The following is a 482-nucleotide window of genomic DNA, read 5'->3' as shown; positions in this document are numbered from 1 at the left end:
CTGTGGTGTCCTGGCGGACGAGGGCCAGGACGCGGTCGCGGATGGTTTCCATGGTGGCTTTGTCCCTGGCTTCGGCGTTCAGGCGCAGGAAGGGTTCGGTGTTGGAGGGGCGGAGGTTGAACCACCAGCGGCCGTCCTGCGCGGTGAAGGTGGTGCCGTCGAGCTCGTCGACGGTGACGGGCTGTCCGGCGAAGTCGGCGGCGACGCGGGCGACGGCGGCGGGCGCGTCCTGGATGCGGGAGTTGATTTCGCCGGAGGAGAAGTAGGGTTCGTATTCGCGGCCCAGCTCCGAGAGCGGGGTGCCGGTTTCGCCGAGGGCGGCGAGCACGTGCATGGCCGCGAGCATGCCGGTGTCTGCGTTGAAGAAGTCGCGGAAGTAGTAGTGGGCGGAGTGTTCGCCGCCGAAGACGGCGCCCTCTTCGGCCATGCGGGCCTTGATGAAGGAGTGGCCCACGCGGGTGCGCACCGGCTTCCCGCCCTCG

1 pseudogene is annotated in these 482 nt (G+C 69.3%); it reads right to left on the bottom strand.

The features are described from left to right. A pseudogene (gene manB, locus AC5RWU_RS24580) lies at positions 1 to 482 on the bottom strand (phosphomannomutase/phosphoglucomutase); the annotation flags it as partial.

This window comes from Arthrobacter sp. B0427-1-12, assembly GCF_059092905.1.
This window is presented reverse-complemented; position numbering and strand designations above follow the sequence as displayed.